15 protein-coding genes are annotated in these 16,810 nt (G+C 49.3%); 4 read left to right on the forward strand and 11 right to left on the reverse strand.

Features of this window, described 5'->3' with window-relative positions; genetic code table 11:
• Positions 1-8: 8 nt before the first annotated feature.
• The 5 genes from rodA to MCB1EB_RS11605 form a co-directional block, all read right to left on the reverse strand.
• Entirely contained in the window at positions 9-1,151 is a 1,143-nt protein-coding gene (gene rodA / locus MCB1EB_RS11585; RefSeq protein WP_026921660.1) for a rod shape-determining protein RodA, read from the reverse strand.
• Between the two features lie 39 nt (positions 1,152-1,190).
• Complete coding sequence (mrdA, locus tag MCB1EB_RS11590; RefSeq protein ID WP_081953535.1) at positions 1,191-3,152, reverse strand: penicillin-binding protein 2; 1,962 nt, start codon at positions 3,150-3,152, stop codon at positions 1,191-1,193.
• A gap of 98 nt (positions 3,153-3,250) precedes the next feature.
• Complete coding sequence (gene mreD / locus MCB1EB_RS11595) at positions 3,251-3,763, reverse strand: rod shape-determining protein MreD (RefSeq protein ID WP_026921661.1); 513 nt, start codon at positions 3,761-3,763, stop codon at positions 3,251-3,253.
• Entirely contained in the window at positions 3,760-4,803 is a 1,044-nt protein-coding gene (mreC, locus tag MCB1EB_RS11600; RefSeq protein WP_045364077.1) for a rod shape-determining protein MreC, read from the reverse strand. Before mreC ends, mreD begins: the two co-directional genes overlap by 4 nt.
• A 62-nt stretch (positions 4,804-4,865) precedes the next feature.
• Positions 4,866-5,909 (reverse strand): rod shape-determining protein, encoded by a 1,044-nt coding sequence (locus MCB1EB_RS11605; protein WP_026921662.1) that lies wholly within the window; start codon positions 5,907-5,909, stop codon positions 4,866-4,868.
• A 154-nt stretch (positions 5,910-6,063) separates the two neighbouring features.
• Between MCB1EB_RS11605 and gatC the strand changes: the two genes are divergently transcribed.
• The 4 genes from gatC to MCB1EB_RS11625 all read left to right on the forward strand — a co-directional run bounded on the left by gatC (position 6,064) and on the right by MCB1EB_RS11625 (position 10,309).
• The gene (gene gatC, locus MCB1EB_RS11610; protein ID WP_045364074.1) at positions 6,064-6,363 is read left to right on the forward strand and encodes an Asp-tRNA(Asn)/Glu-tRNA(Gln) amidotransferase subunit GatC; all 300 of its coding nucleotides are present in this window, start codon (positions 6,064-6,066) and stop codon (positions 6,361-6,363) included.
• Between the two features lie 76 nt (positions 6,364-6,439).
• On the forward strand, positions 6,440-7,963 hold the full coding sequence (gene gatA / locus MCB1EB_RS11615; protein WP_045364072.1) for an Asp-tRNA(Asn)/Glu-tRNA(Gln) amidotransferase subunit GatA: 1,524 nt from the start codon (positions 6,440-6,442) through the stop codon (positions 7,961-7,963).
• Positions 7,964-7,965: 2 nt separating this feature from the next.
• A complete protein-coding gene (gene gatB, locus MCB1EB_RS11620; RefSeq protein WP_045364070.1) occupies positions 7,966-9,462 on the forward strand; it encodes an Asp-tRNA(Asn)/Glu-tRNA(Gln) amidotransferase subunit GatB in 1,497 nt (498 codons plus the stop codon).
• A gap of 70 nt (positions 9,463-9,532) precedes the next feature.
• The gene (locus MCB1EB_RS11625; RefSeq protein WP_026921666.1) at positions 9,533-10,309 is read left to right on the forward strand and encodes an exodeoxyribonuclease III; all 777 of its coding nucleotides are present in this window, start codon (positions 9,533-9,535) and stop codon (positions 10,307-10,309) included.
• A gap of 123 nt (positions 10,310-10,432) precedes the next feature.
• On the opposite strand, the gene MCB1EB_RS11630 is transcribed toward MCB1EB_RS11625, so the two are convergent.
• From MCB1EB_RS11630 to hslU, 6 genes are all read right to left on the reverse strand, one after another.
• Positions 10,433-11,257 (reverse strand): M48 family metallopeptidase, encoded by an 825-nt coding sequence (locus MCB1EB_RS11630; RefSeq protein WP_052393913.1) that lies wholly within the window; start codon positions 11,255-11,257, stop codon positions 10,433-10,435.
• Positions 11,258-11,289: 32 nt separating this feature from the next.
• Entirely contained in the window at positions 11,290-12,555 is a 1,266-nt protein-coding gene (locus tag MCB1EB_RS11635; protein WP_045364067.1) for an AmpG family muropeptide MFS transporter, read from the reverse strand.
• A gap of 58 nt (positions 12,556-12,613) precedes the next feature.
• Positions 12,614-13,246: a methionine biosynthesis protein MetW gene (gene metW / locus MCB1EB_RS11640; RefSeq protein WP_045364064.1), complete on the reverse strand. Its 633-nt coding sequence runs from the start codon at positions 13,244-13,246 to the stop codon at positions 12,614-12,616.
• Positions 13,243-14,382, reverse strand: a complete 1,140-nt coding sequence (metX, locus tag MCB1EB_RS11645) for a homoserine O-succinyltransferase MetX (protein ID WP_045364061.1) — start codon at positions 14,380-14,382, stop codon at positions 13,243-13,245. The genes metW and metX overlap by 4 nt, the downstream gene beginning before the upstream one ends.
• An 81-nt stretch (positions 14,383-14,463) precedes the next feature.
• A complete protein-coding gene (gene argB, locus MCB1EB_RS11650) occupies positions 14,464-15,363 on the reverse strand; it encodes an acetylglutamate kinase (protein ID WP_045364058.1) in 900 nt (299 codons plus the stop codon).
• A 56-nt stretch (positions 15,364-15,419) separates the two neighbouring features.
• Positions 15,420-16,802, reverse strand: a complete 1,383-nt coding sequence (gene hslU, locus MCB1EB_RS11655; RefSeq protein WP_045364055.1) for an ATP-dependent protease ATPase subunit HslU — start codon at positions 16,800-16,802, stop codon at positions 15,420-15,422.
• Between the last annotated feature and the right edge of the window lie 8 nt (positions 16,803-16,810).

A 16,810-nucleotide genomic window follows, 5' to 3' on the forward strand; every position in this document is an offset into this window, starting at 1 on the left:
GTCTGAATTCAGCTCTGGATTAGGCTTTTTTGCCGCCCCATACTCAGCACCAAACCCACCGCTATACCCAGCGTAACCAGGGCGGTTCCTCCGTAGCTCATGAATGGCAATGGCACGCCAACTACGGGCAATAAACCAACCACCATGCCAATATTAACAAACGCATAGGTGAAAAAGCTTAAGGTGAGAGAGCCCGCCAATAAACGAGCAAAAAGCGTCGCGCCATTCGCGGCAACATATAATCCGCGCACAATTAGACATAGATACAATAAAAGCAGCGCGATACTGCCAACCAGGCCAAATTCTTCTGCATACACGGCAAAAATAAAATCTGTATGCCGTTCAGGAATAAATTCGAGATGGGCTTGCGTCCCTTTTAGCCAGCCCTTGCCGAAGATGCCTCCTGAGCCAATCGCAATCACGGCTTGAATCGTATGAAAACCTTTGCCAAGCGGATCTGTGGTCGGATCAAGCAATGTGCAAATACGATGCTTCTGGTAGTCATGCAACAACGGCCATTGGGTTTGCGGCTGACAGATCTTATGCTCAAATGCAATCAATGAACCCGCCGCAATCGTCACGGCAAGCAAGATCGGCAAAATCAATTTGAAGCTCAGACCGGCCAAATAAATTACAAAAAATCCGGCGGCAAAAACCAGCACTGCCGTACCCAAGTCAGGTTGCTTAGCGATCAAGCCGACAGGGATGGCGAGCAGCGCGAATGCCGCAATATGATCGTACCAACGCAGCGCACTTTCGCGCCGCTGGTAATACCACGCTAACATCAATGGCATGGCGATTTTCATGATCTCGGAGGGCTGAATCACAATCCCAATATTGATCCAGCGCTGCGCGCCTTTGCGCACCAAACCAAAAATCGCGACAGCAATCAGTAAACTAATGCCTATCGTGTACAAGGGGATCGCCAAACGCATTAATATTTGTGGCGATAAATTGGCAATGCCCCACATTAGCACAAAGGTTAATAAGACATTACGCAGTTGGTCTGTTACGCGCACCGGCAGATTAAAACTCGCGCTATATAAAGTCAATATACCCACTGCAATTAACAACACAACAAACAGAAGAAAAGTCCGATCAAAACCGGTGAAAAATGGTTTAATGCGTTTTGAGTAAGTTTCAATCAACATTCTAGTATTTAAGCCAGAAACACAAAGAGCCTTGCGTGATTATTGGATGACCGGTTTTTCAAGCATAACACCAGGCAGAGCTGGGATTGCAGCGGCGCTGGCCTTTGGTTTGAGACGCTCTACCAAATAATAATCCAGCACCTTGCGCGCAATCGGCGCAGCCGCTTGCGCGCCCCAACCGCCATTCTCAACGACTAGCGCAAGCGCAATGGTGGGCTTGTCCGCCGGAGCGTAAGCCACAAATAATGCATGATCGCGCCGATTTTCAGCTAGCGTATGCGCGCGATATTTTGCGCCTTGCAACGAGAAGACTTGCGCAGTACCCGTCTTGCCAGCCACTTGGTAGCGTGCCCCTCTAAAAGAATTTGCAGCGGTTCCTTGCGTGACCACGCCGACCATAGCGCGCTTAACAAAATCAATATCCTTTTGATCCACATTGATTTGGTAACTCGCACTTGGCACGGTTAGACGGGTTTCATGAGTGCGTGGGTGTTCGATGGTTTTTACCAAGTGAGGCTTCATCACCACACCATCATTGGCCAGAATCGCAGTTGCATGAGCCAGTTGCAACGTAGTAAATGAGTTATACCCTTGCCCGATTCCTAAGCTGATGGTGTCACCATCGTACCATCGTTGCTGGTCGGGGCGTCGATGGTACGCTTTCTTTTTCCAGTTAGTCGAAGGCAAAACGCCTTTCATCTCACCCTCAATATCAATCCCGGTTAACTGGCCAAAACCCCATGGCGCCATAAAGTCAGCCATTGCATTCACACCCAAATCACGCGCTAACATATAGTAATAAGTATCGCATGATTGCACGATTGAGCGATACATATCCACCCAGCCATGACCACCTGGCACATCATCACGGAAGGTATGGCCCGCCAGAGTATAAAAACCAGGATCTTGAAAACCCCACTGCGGAGTGCGTTTTCCCAAGGCTAGCCCAGCGAGGGCAACAAATGGCTTATAGGTTGAGCCTGGCGGATAAGCGCCCTGCAATGGACGATTTAACAGTGGCCGATCCGTTGAGGTATTTAACTCATCCCACGTTTGCTGATCAATCCCATCGACAAAAGAGTTTGGATCAAAGCTCGGCGCGGAAACAAAAGCCAGTACATCGCCCGTAGCCGGCTCAATCGCCACCAGCGCCCCGCGCCGGCCGGCAAAAGCCTGCTCGGCAATTTGCTGTAAATTAGTATCTAACGAGAGCACAAGGTTATTGCCGGCAATGGCTTGGCTGCGCGACAAAGTACGCACTGGGCGTCCGCCCGCGGTGACTTCAACCTCTTCAAAACCCGTCTGGCCATGTAACTCTGTTTCATAGCTCTGTTCAACACCGATTTTGCCGATATGGTCGGTGCCTTTATAATTGTCCGCATCGAGCCGCGGGTCATAAGCTTTAACCCCGCTATCATTGAGCTCGCTAGCGTTTCGAATGCGCTCTTGGTCACGCTGCGAGAGCCGGCCAATATACCCAATCACATGCGCCGCAGTCGTGCCAAGTGGGTATTGGCGCAGCCAGCGAATACGCACCTCAACGCCTGGAAACCGAAAGCGTTGTGCGGTAAAGCGCGCAACTTCCGTATCTGAAAGGCGGATACGCAGGGGCAGACTCTCAAAGCTTTTTGAATCTTCTAAAAGCTTTTTAAAGCGGCGTCGGTCGCGCGCGTCAATCACCACAATTTGCGATAGGCTATTGATTACTTCGTCTAGCGTACCGTTAATTTTTGCAGGGGTAATTTCGAGTGTATAAGCAGAATAATTTTGGGCTAAGACAATCCCATTGCGATCAGTAATCACTCCACGCCTTGGCACCATGGGCGCGACCGAGATGCGGTTTTCATCTGCCTGTAGTGAATATTGTCCGTAGCGCCAAATCTGCAAATATAGAAAGCGCGCCGCCAATAGGGAAAAACACAGAAATACAAACAACGCCGCCACCACCACGCGCAAGCGGAATTGATGTAACTGCTGCTCAGTATCTTTAAATTCAGGCATAAATTTAGGCCCAGGCAGCCATTAGCCCAAATTAAACGCGTGCAGAAACGCTAAGCAGCGGCCAGATAAGCGTTCTACGTTAAAACTAACCGGCTGTATCATATTGGACGCGTATCATCATTGTGGGCGGAACGTTTTTGCGGAGCGAGCAGTAACAAACTTGCGACTGGCCAAAGCGCAGCTTCGACCAAACCATCTATCAAATATCCCCACCCCGGAAAAGCTGCGCCAGTCATTAAACGAATCGTAAATGGCACAATCTGCGCCAGCAGAAGCAAAGGCAATACATGCAGCGCCTGGCCCAGCAGCGAAAACCACAGTACCCGACGATGGATCATTATCGCGCCGTATGAAAGTAACGTATAGGCTAGCGCATGCTCTCCAAATAAGCTGGCGTCATGTACATCCATTAATAAGCCCAATGCAAAGGAAATCCCCATGCCTACTTTACGCGGCTGATGGATATTCCAAAACAAAACGACCAAAGCGACAAAATCGGGCATGCCTATCAACCGCCCCCAAGGCAGCAGATTTAAAACAAAAGCCACAACCAGGCTCAATGCGATAAATAGCGGATTCACCGGCAATAAAATGTGATGCAAGCGATTCATCGCGCATCCTTGTTGGTTGTATCTGGCGCAGTAGAATTTTGCTGCGGACTTTTAGCGCTGATAGGCGGTTTTATATTTTTTCGCTTAGTTGGTTCGGTTGGGACTGTATTAGCGCTTGCTTTAGCTTTAGCCTCGGAGTTGTCGCCAGTTGCTTTTGCAGGATTTTTTAAGCCATTATGCGCCGCGTCATTTAACTCCAGCGGAGGCGGGTCTTCATAATGCAGTACGAGTAACTGGCGCGCGCCACGGACCGGAGTATAGGGTACGCAGATGACACGCGCGAATTCAGCTCCATCTTGACGATCAACCCGTAATACTTTCGCCACCGGCAAGCCTGGCGGGAAAACTCCGTCCAAACCGCTCGTCACTAATTGATCGTCCACTTGAATATCCGTGCTGACCGGAATATAGCGCAATTCAAGCAAATCGCCGCGCGGCGTCCCATAAATAATGCTTCTGACTCCCGTGCGCACCAATTGCACTGGCACAGCTTGGTCTTTGTCGGTCAATAAAGTGACCTCAGCTTGCAGCGGGTAGACACGCGTTACTTGACCAATCACGCCTTCGTCATTAACCACTGGCGCGCCAGCTTGTATCCCCTGCCGCAAACCACGATCAATCACCACTTTTTGCGTAAAAGGATCGTGCGCATCGTACTGAATTTCAGCTAACACAGCACTCATTGTTTCGCGTTGTTCAAATTGCAGCAGGGCGCGTAGATGGGCGTTTTCAGAGCCAAGTTGGACAGCTTGCAGCGCTTGTAGCGCGAGTTTTAAGTTGCGCGTTTTGAGTTCCTGGTTGTCAGCCCGCAACGTATTGAGCGTGACGAAGAACCCCGAGATGTTGCGCACCAAATCACGTGGCGCAAGCGCTACGCGTTGCAATGGGTAAAGGCCAATCCCAATCACTTGACGTAGCGCCTCAAGCTTACGATAGCGGGCATCGCAAATCAGCAGCCCGAGTGCTAACGCAACAAAAATGATAAGTCGCGCAATGGCCGACGGCCCCTGCTTGAAAAGTGGCGGCGGACTATATTCCATGGTCGGCGCCAATCATTAATTATTTAGGCCACGCCGGCGTGGCGCCCATACGCTCAGGTTGATTAATCATGTGAGAAAATACTACCCAGCTTATCCATCCGTTCTAGCGCCATGCCTGAACCGCGCACCACGCAGGTCAACGGATCTTCGCCAATCAGGACCGGCAAGCCAGTCTCTTCAGCTAATAGACGGTCAATATCATGTAACAGCGCCCCACCACCGGTTAGCATCATGCCGCGCTCAGCCACATCCGCACCTAATTCTGGCGGGGTTTGCTCGAGTGCAATTTTGACCTGCGACACAATTTGATTGAGCGGCTCAGTGAGCGCTTCAAGCACTTCATTACTAGAGACGGTAAAGCTGCGAGGAATGCCCTCTGACAAATTACGTCCTTTAACTTCCATTTCTTTGACTTCAGAACCGGGAAAAGCCGAGCCAATTTTCTTTTTAATGGTTTCTGCCGTTTGCTCGCCAATTAACATGCCGTAATTGCGACGGATATAATTGACAATGGCTTCATCGAATTTATCGCCGCCAACTCGCACCGACCCTTTATAGACAATACCACCTAGCGAAATCACACCAACCTCGGTCGTACCGCCACCAATATCAACCACCATCGAACCCGTGGCCTCAGAAACCGGCAAGCCCGCGCCAATCGCCGCGGCCATTGGCTCTTCAATCAAATAAACTTGCGACGCGCCTGCACCATGCGCGGCTTCTTTAATCGCGCGGCGCTCAACCTGAGTCGAGCCGCATGGCACACAGATAATGATGCGCGGCGACGGTGACAACATCCGTGATTCATGCGCCATTTTGATAAATTGCTTTATCATCTGCTCGGTGACCGTAAAATCTGCGATCACGCCGTCTTTCATGGGGCGGATCGCCTCAATATTGCCCGGCACCTTACCCAGCATTTGTTTGGCCTCTTTGCCAACCGCCTGAATGGTTTTTTTGCCATTCGGCCCACCTTCTTGGCGAATCGCCACCACGGACGGCTCATCTAAGACAATACCTTTGCCGCGCATATAAATCAGGGTATTTGCGGTACCTAGATCAATCGCCAGGTCATTAGAAAAGTAACTACGCAGAAAACCAAACATTCAAGGATCCTAACTGACTCAATAAAATAGCTAATCATACCTTATAATTTGCCCTCCCTTGCAGGAAAACTATTTTTGTGCTGCAAATGATTTTCTATAAAACTTCGCTTTTTAGTTAAGTTTTTCTGAACGATAGACTTTTTGGGTTATTTCTATGGCTTTGACCTTAACAGATGTTAAAAAAATTGCTCAGCTCGCGCGCCTGGAGCTCGCTGCCGGCGAAGATGAGCGTACGCTGATAGAACTGAATAATTTTTTTGATTTAGTGGCCCAAATGCAATTGGTTAATACAGACGGGATTGAACCACTGGCTCATCCAATAGAGCAAATTCAAGAAGCTCGCTTGCGCTTGCGTGACGATACCGTAACCGAAATCCCAACGCGCGATGAATATCAGCGTAACGCACCCGCTACGCAAGACGGCCTTTACCTGGTACCCAAAGTAATCGAATAAACGCGAGCCAGCCTTTATACGCTCACATTATTTGTTTTTTTACCTATTGCACTGGCTTTTTCCGGAAAACCGCACGATGCATCAAAAGAATTTAACTGAACTGCGCCTGGCGCTCGATACCAAAGCCGTGTCGGCGGTCGAGCTTGCGCAGCATTTTTTAACGCGCATTGAAGCTGCCAATGCACTGAACGCCTTTCTTGAGGTTAACCCAGAAGCTACGCTTGCCGCCGCAACGCAAGCCGATGTATCGATAGCGCGCGGACACGCAGGACCGCTAACCGGTATCCCCATTGCCCACAAAGATGTCTTTGTAACCCGGGACTGGAAATCCACCGCCGGCTCAAACATGCTCGCGCAGTATGTCAGCCCATTCGATGCCACTGTGGTTGAACGGCTCGCCCATGCTGGCATGGTTTGCGTTGGCAAAACCAATATGGATGAATTCGCCATGGGGTCCTCCACGGAAAATTCTTTTTTTGGTTTGACCCAAAATCCATGGGATCTGGCGGCCGTGCCAGGCGGTTCATCAGGCGGCTCTGCCGCGGCTGTCGCAGCTCGTTTAGTTAGTGCCGCCACCGGCAGCGATACCGGCGGTTCGATTCGCCAGCCCGCCGCATTCACTGGCGTCACTGGCATTAAACCCACTTATGGCCGGGTCTCACGATACGGTATGATCGCCTTTGCCTCCTCATTGGATCAAGCTGGCCCAATCGCTGTCAGCGCAGCAGATTGCGCGCTGCTCTTGAATGCGCTAGCGGGCTCTGATCCACGCGACTCAACCAGCCTGGCGCAGGAAACCGAAGACTTTACCCGCTATCTTGGGCAGTCATGGAACACTCAAGCCAACCCGAGTCAAGCCACGCCAACTGGGCAAACACAAGAGCGGCCCAATTTGAAAGGGTTACGCATCGGTTTACCCAAAGAATATTTTAGCGCAGGGTTAGCCGCGGAAGTACGCTCTGCGCTCGAGACTGCGCTCAAGGTATATGAATCATTAGGGGCCACTCTGATTGAAATTTCATTGCCCAAAACCGAGCTTTCCATTCCAGTGTATTACGTGCTGGCTTCAGCGGAAGCTTCTTCTAATTTGTCGCGCTTTGATGGCGTGCGCTACGGACATCGCGCAGCCCACTACCGCGACCTCGCCGATTTATATCAAAAAACGCGTACCGAAGGATTCGGCGCCGAGGTTAAACGACGCATTCTAGTTGGCGCCTATGTGCTATCGCATGGTTATTACGATGCGTATTATGTCCAGGCTCAGAAAATCCGCCGTCTTATTGCCCAAGATTTTCAACAAGGCTTTGCTCAATGCGACGTTATGATGGGTCCGGTCTCACCCACCGTCGCCTGGAACCTAGGCGAAAAAACCGATGATCCGCTGCACATGTATTTGGCTGATATTTATACTTTATCAATCAGTTTAGCCGGCTTGCCAGGCATGAGCATCCCCTGCGGTTTTGGGCAGAATGCTCATGACTCAAGACCGGTGGGCTTACAAATTATTGGCAACTATTTTAGCGAAGCGCGCATGTTGCAAATTGCGCACGCCTTTCAGCAAGTGACAGACTGGCATACCCGTATGCCAGAGGGAGTTTAATCATGCAATGGGAAGCCACGATTGGCCTTGAAACGCATGCGCAACTAGCCTGCGCATCTAAGATTTTTTCTGGTGCTGCAACCCAATTTGGGATGCCCCCGAATACGCAGGCTAGCGTTATAGATCTCGCCCTACCTGGCGTTTTGCCGACCATGAACCGAACCGCGGCTGAACTCGCAATTCGCTTTGGCCTGGCAATTGATGGGACAATTACGCCACGCAGTATTTTTGAACGCAAGCATTACTTTTACCCAGATCTGCCCAAAGGCTATCAAATTAGCCAGTTCAAGCTTCCTGTCGTACAGGGCGGCACGCTGACCATCCACGTTCCGGCGCAAGAAAAAACTCAGCAAGCAGCCTATCAGAAAACCATTCGTCTGACGCGCGCACACCTTGAGGAAGATGCAGGAAAATCGTTACATGAAGATTTTTCTGAGATGACCGGCATTGATTTAAATCGCGCCGGCACACCACTCCTCGAAATTGTGACTGAGCCCGAATTACATAGCGCAGCCGAAGCGCTCGCCTATGCTAAAACCTTGCACGCGCTAGTAGTATGGCTTGGCGTTTGCGACGGCAACATGCAGGAAGGATCATTCCGTTGCGACGCGAATGTATCGGTGCGTCCCGTCAACCAACCAGAACTCGGCACTCGCACGGAAATCAAAAATCTAAACTCTTTCCGCTTTTTAGAAGAAGCAATTAATTACGAAATCAGACGCCAAATCGAGTTAATCGAGGATGGGGGTACGGTTAAACAGGAAACCCGTTTATACGATCCTGAGCGGCGCGAGACGCGTCCGATGCGCAGCAAAGAAGATGCTCATGATTACCGTTATTTTCCTGACCCAGATTTAATGCCACTGGTGATCGATACTGCGTGGATAGAACAGGTGCGTAGCACATTGCCGGAATTGCCGGCTGCCATGCAAACTCGCCTGATTGAACAATATGGACTGACCAGCTATGACGCCGATGTACTGACTTCGTCAAAAGCGCTGGCCGCTTATTACGAAGCGGTGGTTGCACAAATTTGCGTATTACAAAAAAAATCCCCGATTGAACAAAATTTAGCCAAAGCGGCGGCCCATTGGGCGACGGGCGAACTCAGCTCACAGCTCAAACGCGACAACATTGAAATCAGTACTTGCCCAGTCTCCGCCATGCAGCTCGCGCGGCTACTTGTGCGCATTGCTGACGGGACCATTTCCAATAAACTGGCGAAAGAAGTATTCCAGGCCATGTGGGATGAAAAATCTAACGATGAACAAGCAGCAGACCGCATCATCGAAGCTAAAGGACTCAAGCAAATCTCTGATACCAGCGAACTCGATGCCATCATAGATGCGGTACTTGCAGCCAATGCAAAATCCGTTGAAGAATTTCGCGCAGGCAAAGAAAAAGCCTTTAATGCGTTAGTCGGTCAAGCGATGAAAGCCACGCGCGGCAAAGCTAACCCACAACAGGTCAATGAGATTTTAAAGAGAAAACTGGCTTGATTCGCTTTCAATAGGAAGGGCTGGCTAATTTTCGATACCCCAAAATTTAATTTAATTTAATTTAACTCAAATGCTAAGAATTATTAGCGCCAACCTGAACGGTATTCGTTCAGCGGCTAAAAAAGGCTTTTTTGATTGGTTTGGCAAACAGCAAGCCGATATTGTTTGCGTACAAGAATTGAAAGCGCAACAAGGCGATATGACGCCTGATTTTTTAGCGCCGCATGGTTACTTTAGTTGCTTTCAGCATGCGCTTAAAAAAGGCTATAGTGGGGCGGGGCTTTATATGCGACATGAACCCGATGACTGCATTATTGGCTTTGGCAATCCTGAATTCGATGCTGAAGGGCGTTATGTCGAAATTCGCTACGGCAAGCTATCGGTCGTATCTGTTTATGCCCCCTCCGGTTCCAGTTCAGATGAACGGCAGCAGGCAAAATATCGTTTTATGGAAGCCTTTATGCCGCATTTGACTGCATTAAAGCAGCAACGCGAAGTCATTCTGTGCGGCGATATTAATATCGCACATAAAGAAATTGATATTAAGAACTGGAAAGGCAATCTAAAAAACTCTGGTTTTCTGCCTGAAGAGCGCGCCTGGCTTACTCAGCTTTTTGATGAAGTTGGTTATGTAGATGTTTTTCGCAAACTTGATCCGCGCGCGGATCAATATACTTGGTGGAGTAACCGCGGGCAAGCTTATGCAAAAAATGTAGGGTGGCGCATCGATTATCAGATCGCCACTCCAGCCATTGCTGCACAGGCAACCCGCACTTCAATTTTTAAAGACATCAAATTCAGCGATCATGCCCCGCTGACGATCGATTATGCTTACGCACTAAGGTAACCCCAATTCAGGATAAGGAAAAGCGCTTCTATATCCATCGTTGTGCCCTCCATGATAAATCTTTTAAAGGCAGCCTATCCGTGTCGCTTTTGATGTTCTAAAAGCCCATCGGCCCGCTGATTTCTATCGTTGAGGGCGAGACTTAACTTTAATTGCTGAGGCTTTATAGGGCTCCAGCGTCTCGCCTGTTTTGCCAAGCGCTTTTGCATAAAGCGGCAATAAATCAGAGATACGAATTTTTATTTCACGTATGCGCCGCTCAATGAATGGATGTATTTTGGCATACTTTAGAGGCTTGGCCCGATCAATGGCGGCAAGCCGCTCCCAGAGTGAAATAGCCGCACGCGGATCATACCCGGCGCGAGCCGCAATATCATTACCAATCACATCTGCTTCAGCCTCATCCTCTCGCGTATAAGGGATAGCCGGCTGCAGATTAGCGAATTCGCTGGCATGTCCGCGTAGCGCGTGAGCAATTTCGTGAGCGAGCAACACGGCCATTTCATGGTCATTAAGCTGAAACTGATTAAATATCCCGCTATTCATCAAGATTTTACCGCCCGGTAAGCAATAAACATCGGCACACGCGCGTTGCACGACTTGTACTTCCCATTGCCAATTTTTTACGCGTTCATTCCATCTAAAAGTGTAGGGGATTAGTTTGTCCAGAATCGCCTGCGCACGCTGCACGCGCTCGTCTGTTGGCGCCAGCAAGCGTTTTTGGCGCTGAGCCTTGGCGATTAATTGTTTATATGTCTCCAGCGCTTGCAGCTCTAGAGCATCGATTGGCACGGCATCAAGCGGGGCTATCGCGCTATTTTGTTGAGAGGGCGAAGACACCGCAGGGCTTTCTTTATTTTCACCTGCACTTGCAGACCGTAAAGTGGTCCCCACTACGACCACGCCAATACAAATAGAAATACCCAGAGAAAAAACTTGCTGTAGCATCGTAAACCAACTCCCGTTTAATATCCTGCAACTCAGCTAATTTTAGTTGGCTCTTGCCGCGCCTTCCACGGCGCAATCCAAGGTAACAATAACATGCCCGGCAAAGCCAAGGCAGTACAGATAAAAAAGAATTCCAACCAGCCTACCTGTTCAACGATATAACCCGCACCCGCATTAGCAAAAGTGCGCGGCACGGCGGATAAGCTGGTGAAAAGCGCGAATTGGGTCGCCGTGTAACGTGGATTCGTAGTCTGCGCGATATATGCAATAAAGGCGGCGGTGCCAAGTCCAGTCGCAAACATTTCACAACTAATCACAAACGCAAGCCACAGTTCGACCGGTCCTATATGCGCGAGCCAAGCAAAGCCTAAGATAGCCGCCATTTGAGCCACCCCAAAAATCCATAAGCCACGCGCAATGCCAAGCTGCATCAGTAGCACGCCGCCGACTATACCCCCGCCAATACTGGCCCAGAGTCCAACCGTCTTAGCAATCATGCCGATTTCGGTTCTAGTAAATCCCAAATCGAGATAAAAGGCCGTCGCGAGCGAAGTCGCCATACTATCGCCGAGCTTATATAAAAATACAAAAGCTAAAATCAACAGAGCATGCCGCCAACCGTTGCGCTGCATAAACTCCTGGAAAGGCAGCACGACAGCATCTCGCAAGCTTTTGGGTGGCGCAACGTGCACCGCAGGTTCACGCACCACCAACGCCAAAATGATGCCTGGCAACATAAAGACCGCCGTAATAACAAACACCGCTGACCACTGCAAATGGTCTGACAAAATTAGCGCTAGCGCACCTGGCACTAAACTAGATATTTTATACGCGTTGACATGAATCGCGGTCCCCAGCCCCTGTTCACGATCATCTAATAACTCGCGCCGATAAGCATCCAGCACAATATCCAGACTCGCGCTAAAAAAGGCCAGCGCCGCCGCCAGCACAGCCACGACCCATAGCGTATCGTGTGGCGAAATAAAACCTAGCGCAGCAATCAGACCCGCCACCCCTAATTGGGTGAAAAGCATCCAAGCGCGCCGCCGCCCTAATCGCACCCCCAGCAACTGAGGGCTAAAGCGGTCCATGATAGGCGCCCAGATAAACTTCCAGGTGTATGGGAATTGAATCAGAGCAAACAGCCCAATCGACTCCAAATCTACTTTTTCAGAGCGTAGCCAAGCTTGCACCAAATTCAGCAAAACGAAAAGCGGCAGACCCGAGGTAAAGCCTAAAAAAAAGCAAATCAAGATACGCATGTTGAAATAGGCATGCCAGCCGTGTTTAAGCTTCATATAAGAACCTATATTTCAGTTAATGACGGCGCTTTTTGCCTACTAGACAAACCGCTATTTATCTATAGCGTTTAACACGATAAACTGCAAGACTACCACGCCAATTTTGGCCCCAATCTATCACCCGCCCTTTGTGCAGGATCACACGGTCAATAATTTGAATGCCCGCAGCATGCGCATGAGCATCAAAGTCATGGATCGTTAAGACTCGAACATTAGGGGTATTGTGCCATTGATAGGGTAGCGACTCGGACACCGGCATATATCCCTGCATAACCGCCAGGCGATGCCGCCAATAACCAAAATTCGGGAATGAAATAATGCATTCGCGCGCAACCCGCACGGTCTCCGATAGAATTGCGGTGGTGCGATGAATAGTCTGTAAGGTTTGTGACAAGATTGCGTAATCAAAGCTTTGATCTTCAAATAAACGCAACCCTCTTTCAAGGTCTTGCTGAATTACATTGACGCCCTTTTGCACGCAAGCCAACACGCCTTTTTCATCAATTTCAATGCCAAAGCCACGCACTTCTAGTTCATTGCCTAATAAAGCGAGCAATGAACCATCTCCGCAACCTAAATCCAGCACGCTTGAACGCGGTTCGACCCAGCGCGCAATCGCGCGAAAGTCATCTCGCGGCGTCAACGCGCTAAAAATTTGCGGATCAATCTGTGGCCTCAAAAGTGTCATGCACACTCCTGAGCGATACGCGCATAGTACGCCCGCACCAGATTATGATAACGGTCATCCGTCAGCAAAAATGCATCGTGTCCATGCGGCGCATTAATTTCTGCATAAGTCACCGCGCGCTTATGCTCAAGTAAGGCTTTGACTAACTCTTGGGAACGGGCAGGCGGAAAACGCCAATCCGTGGTAAACGATACCACCAGATAGTTTGCACGGGTGTTAGCCAATGCAGCAGATAGGTCACCGGCATAAGCCTGCGCCGGATCAAAATAATCTAGCGCGCGGGTTGCTAAGAGGTAAGTATTCGCATCAAAATATTCAGCGAATTTACCGCCTTGATGGCGCAGGTAGGATTCGACTTCAAATTCAATATCGAAATTAAAATTGTATGTATTTTTTTTCTGGCTAAAGCGCGCCCGCCCAAATTTAGCCGCCATATCTTCATCGGATAAATACGTAATATGACCGATCATGCGGGCCAAGCGCAGCCCTATGCGCGGCTTTACGCCATGGGTGTAATAATCGCCCCCATGGAAGTCTGGATCGGACAAAATAGCCGAACGAGCAACTTCATTAAACGCAATATTCTGCGCAGATAATTTGGGGGTAGAGGCAATCGCCAGACAATGCGCAACACGCTCTGGATACGTGATGCTCCAAGCTAAAGCCTGCATCCCGCCCAGGCTGCCGCCCATGACCGCGGCAAAACGCTCAATCCCCAGCGCATCAGCAACGCGCGCTTGAGCATTCACCCAATCTTCAACCGTCACAACGGGAAAACGCGCGCCATATGGGCGGCCCGTCGCCGGATCTAAACTCATAGGTCCAGTTGAACCAAAACACGAGCCGAGATTATTAATGCCAATAATGAAAAAGCGCTGAGTATCCAGCGGCTTGCCCGGTCCAACCATATTGTCCCACCAGCCTAGGCTCTGCGGCTCATGCAAATAGTGACCAGCAACGTGATGGGAAGCATTCAATGCATGACAAATCAGGACTGCATTTGAACGTTGTGCATTCAATACCCCATAGGTTTCAACCATCAAGTCATAGTCAGCCAGCGACTGCCCGCTTTGCAACAAAAGCGGCGCAGAAAAATGCATTTTTTTCGCAGTGACAATGCCAATTGATGATTCCATATTGGGCGAGATAGGCCACCTAATAGTAAAAGAAGTTTAGAAAAACCCGCAGCGCTTAAGCTGCCGATTGTTTTAAGCAACTCAATGCGAACGAATCACCGTGCCAAGCGATTGCTCAGTCAGAATCTCGAGCAGCAGCGAATGTTCGATGCGACCATCCATAATATGCACCGCAGGTATACCGCTTTTAGCAGCATCAAGCGCTGCTCTAATTTTGGGCAACATGCCGCCGGAGATTGCGCCGTCAGCGAAAAGCGCATCGATTTGACTCGCACTTAAATCCGTCAACAACTCGCCTTGTTTATCCATCACGCCAGCGATATTTGTCATGATCAATAATTTTTCAGCGTTCAAGATCGTTGCCAGTCTACTAGCGACCCAATCTGCATTTAAATTATAAGATGCGCCGTCATCATCAAAGCCAATCGGCGAGATCACTGGAATAAAAGCGCCGCTTAGTAAAGCCTTAATCACGGCAGGATTAATTACTTCGACTTCACCCACGTGCCCTACATCTAGGAATTCGCCCACGCGCTCTTGATCTGGCGCTAACATCTGGCGCGCTCGAATGAGCCCCCCATCTTTGCCGGTCAAGCCCACTGCTTGGCCACCATAATGGTTAATTAATGAGACAATTTCTTGTTGAATTTCGCCGGCCAACACCCATTCGACGACACTCATGGTTTCCGCATCGGTCACCCGAATACCTTGCACAAAAACTCTTTGCTTGCCAATTTTTTGCAAAGCTCGATCGATTTGCGGCCCGCCACCGTGAACTAAGACTAAATTAATGCCTAACAATTTGAGCAATACAGCATCGCGTGCAAAACCTTGCTTTAGCCGTTGTTCAGTCATCGCGTTCCCCCCATACTTAACCACCACGGTTTTACCGTGATAGCGTTGGATATGGGGCAACGCTTCTGCAAGAATATGGGTCTTTAATTCATTCGAGATTAAGGATAGGTCCAATTTTGGGGACATAGCAGTAGTCACTGAGCAGTAGAGGTTGTAATGTGCACAAGTTTCAATCGATACGCTTACAGAATATAGCGTGACAAATCTTCATTTTTAGCGACGTCGTTTAGCGCCGCATCCACATAAGCCGCATCAATTTTAACGTGCTGCTCGCCTTGACTGCCGGCGACAAAGGCCACTTCTTCTAGTAATTTTTCAATTACCGTATATAGGCGGCGTGCGCCAATATTTTCGGTCTTTTCATTCACTGAGAAAGCAATTTCCGCCAAGCGACGAATGCCATCTTTAACAAAATTTAGCTTTACTCCATCCGTCTCTAAAAGCGCTTGATATTGTTTCACTAGACTTGCATCAGTGCCATTCAAAATAGCTTCGAAATCCTCAACCGACAGCGAGTCGAGCTCAACCCGAATTGGAAAACGCCCCTGTAACTCAGGAATTAAATCGCTGGGTTTAGAGAGATGGAAAGCCCCGCATGCGATAAACAAAATATGGTCCGTTTTAACCATCCCATATTTGGTACCAACCGTCGTGCCTTCAACCAGTGGCAATAAATCACGCTGTACGCCTTGGCGCGACACTTCAGCTCCACTCGCTTCGCTGCGTGAAGCGATTTTGTCAATTTCATCCAGAAAGACAATACCGTTTTGCTCAACGCTTTGCACTGCTTGGGATTTAATGTCATCGTCATTCAGCATTTTTGCCGCTTCTTCATCGGTCAAAAGCTTCATCGCTTCTTTAATGCTGACTTTGCGGCGCGTCTTGCGCCCGCTTCCCATGCTTGAGAGCATACTGCGGATTTGCTCAGTCATTTCCTCCATCCCAGCCGGACCCATAATATCCATCGTGGCGGCTGACGACTCTAAATCTAGATCAATCTCTTTATCATTGAGTTTGCCTTCACGCAAACGCTTACGAAAGGTTTGGCGCGTTGCATTTTCTTCCTTATCGCTCTTAACTTTAATGTCCGTTTCTGGATTTTCTGGCTCAGCCGCAGTTTCATGCGATACGTTTACAGACGGCGTACGAGGGGTCGGCAATAAAATGTCAAGAATTCGCTCCTCAGCAAAATCCTCTGCTTTGGTACGCACCTTATGCATTTCAGATTCACGCGTTTGCTTAACCGCAATTTCGATTAGATCACGCACGATACTATCCACATCGCGGCCGACATACCCCACTTCGGTAAACTTAGTGACTTCAACCTTGATAAAAGGCGCCTCCGCTAACTTTGCTAGACGTCTAGCAATTTCTGTCTTGCCCACACCAGTTGGGCCAATCATCAGAATATTTTTGGGGGTAATTTCCTGGCGCAATGGCTCAGCCACCTGCCGCCTACGCCAGCGGTTGCGTAAGGCAACGGCTACCGCGCGCTTAGCTTTTTCCTGGCCAATAATATGTTTTTTCAGTTCCGAGACAATTTCGGCAGGGGTCATATTGCTCATATCAAAAT

Origin of the sequence: Mycoavidus cysteinexigens, from assembly GCF_003966915.1 — a bacterium.
Classification (GTDB): domain Bacteria; phylum Pseudomonadota; class Gammaproteobacteria; order Burkholderiales; family Burkholderiaceae; genus Mycoavidus; species Mycoavidus cysteinexigens.

What these genes read in the sequence shown, in the direction of transcription:
- metW (WP_045364064.1), bottom strand. Translation starts at nt 13,246, where the DNA reads ATGACACTTTTGAGGCCACAGATTGATCCGCAAATTTTTAGCGCGTTG.
- MCB1EB_RS11630 (WP_052393913.1), bottom strand. Translation starts at nt 11,257, where the DNA reads ATGCTACAGCAAGTTTTTTCTCTGGGTATTTCTATTTGTATTGGCGTG.
- mrdA (WP_081953535.1), bottom strand. Translation starts at nt 3,152, where the DNA reads ATGCCTGAATTTAAAGATACTGAGCAGCAGTTACATCAATTCCGCTTG.
- mreC (WP_045364077.1), bottom strand. Translation starts at nt 4,803, where the DNA reads ATGGAATATAGTCCGCCGCCACTTTTCAAGCAGGGGCCGTCGGCCATT.
- MCB1EB_RS11635 (WP_045364067.1), bottom strand. Translation starts at nt 12,555, where the DNA reads ATGAAGCTTAAACACGGCTGGCATGCCTATTTCAACATGCGTATCTTG.
- rodA (WP_026921660.1), bottom strand. Translation starts at nt 1,151, where the DNA reads ATGTTGATTGAAACTTACTCAAAACGCATTAAACCATTTTTCACCGGT.
- MCB1EB_RS11625 (WP_026921666.1), top strand. Translation starts at nt 9,533, where the DNA reads ATGCTAAGAATTATTAGCGCCAACCTGAACGGTATTCGTTCAGCGGCT.
- MCB1EB_RS11605 (WP_026921662.1), bottom strand. Translation starts at nt 5,909, where the DNA reads ATGTTTGGTTTTCTGCGTAGTTACTTTTCTAATGACCTGGCGATTGAT.
- gatB (WP_045364070.1), top strand. Translation starts at nt 7,966, where the DNA reads ATGCAATGGGAAGCCACGATTGGCCTTGAAACGCATGCGCAACTAGCC.
- gatC (WP_045364074.1), top strand. Translation starts at nt 6,064, where the DNA reads ATGGCTTTGACCTTAACAGATGTTAAAAAAATTGCTCAGCTCGCGCGC.
- argB (WP_045364058.1), bottom strand. Translation starts at nt 15,363, where the DNA reads ATGTCCCCAAAATTGGACCTATCCTTAATCTCGAATGAATTAAAGACC.
- metX (WP_045364061.1), bottom strand. Translation starts at nt 14,382, where the DNA reads ATGGAATCATCAATTGGCATTGTCACTGCGAAAAAAATGCATTTTTCT.
- hslU (WP_045364055.1), bottom strand. Translation starts at nt 16,802, where the DNA reads ATGAGCAATATGACCCCTGCCGAAATTGTCTCGGAACTGAAAAAACAT.
- gatA (WP_045364072.1), top strand. Translation starts at nt 6,440, where the DNA reads ATGCATCAAAAGAATTTAACTGAACTGCGCCTGGCGCTCGATACCAAA.
- mreD (WP_026921661.1), bottom strand. Translation starts at nt 3,763, where the DNA reads ATGAATCGCTTGCATCACATTTTATTGCCGGTGAATCCGCTATTTATC.